Raw genomic sequence first — 1,169 nt, forward strand, 5'->3', positions numbered from 1 at the left:
GTCCACGACGACGCTGTGGCTGCCGGTGTACGGGTTCGGGGCGGCGCTGCTGACCGCGTTCGGCGTCTGGCTGGTGGGCCGGGCCGGCGCGACGCGCGCGGCGGCGGCCGGGGAGCGGTGACGGGGGCCGGTGAGGGGGCTTTCGGCGGCAACCAGGGATCGGCGATCCCTGGTTCGACGGGTCTCTGCCGCCCCCGCCCCGGCGCGGGCAGGCTGGTGGGCGTCGACGAGGGCAACACCCACAAAGGGGACGGGAATCATGACGCGAATTCTTGTGACGGGCGCGACCGGTTCGGTGGGGCGGCGCCTGGTGCCGCGCCTGGTGCGGTGGGCCGGGGCCGAGGGCGCTTCGGTGCGGGTGCTGGTGCGCGACGCGGAGAAGGCGCGGGGCCTGGGCGAGGTGGAGACGGTGGTCGGGGACCTGTGCGAACAGGGCGACCGGGCGCGGGCGTTGGACGGCGTCGAGGTGGTGCTCAACGTGGCGGCGGCGCTGCGCGGGGTGGCGGACGAGCAGGCCTGGGCGGTCAACCGGGACGCGGCGGTGGCGTTGGGCCGTGAGGCGGCGAAGGCCGGGGTGGCCAGGTTCGTGCACACCAGCACCAACCTGGTGTACGGGCGGGGCCTGGGCCGCCCGGCGGTGGAGCGGGACCGGCTCGCGCCGCACGAGGCGTGGGGCGCGTACGCGCAGTCCAAGGCGCAGGCCGAGGCGGGTCTGCGCGAGATCGGGGAAGAACTGCCGCTGGTCATCGCCCGGTTGGCGTTCGTGTACGGCGAGGGCGACCCGCATCTGGCGCAGTCGCTGCACTGGGCCGGGAACTGGCCCGCGCACCAGCGTCTGGCGGTGGTGCACCACGCGGACGTGGCGCAGGCGCTGTGGCGGGCGGTGGTGACCCCGGGTATCGAGGGCCGCACCTACAACGTGTCGGACGACGCCCCGCTGACCGCGTGGGACCTGCACGAGCTCAACGGCCGTCGCCACCCGGGCGGTTCGCAGCAGGTGGAGTTCGACCCGTGGGAGGGCCAGGTGTCCACCGCGGCCGCGCGCCGGGACCTGGGCTGGCGCCCGCTGTACCCGTCGGCGTGGGCGGCGGCGCAGGCCGGCGCGCTGTAGGCGCCCGGCCCGGCCCCGCCGCCCGGGAGGACGGCGGGGCCGGGCGGTGGGGCTCACC

Annotated in this window: 1 protein-coding gene; it reads left to right on the forward strand. The window is 76.7% G+C overall.

Translation table 11 applies throughout. The features are described from left to right. Positions 1–259: 259 nt before the first annotated feature. Positions 260–1,111, forward strand: a complete 852-nt coding sequence (locus ACFQ87_RS45790; protein ID WP_380616976.1) for an NAD-dependent epimerase/dehydratase family protein — start codon at positions 260–262, stop codon at positions 1,109–1,111. The last annotated feature ends 58 nt before the right edge of the window (positions 1,112–1,169 follow it).

Source organism: Kitasatospora sp. NPDC056531 (assembly GCF_042794375.1).
GTDB lineage: Bacteria > Actinomycetota > Actinomycetes > Streptomycetales > Streptomycetaceae > Kitasatospora.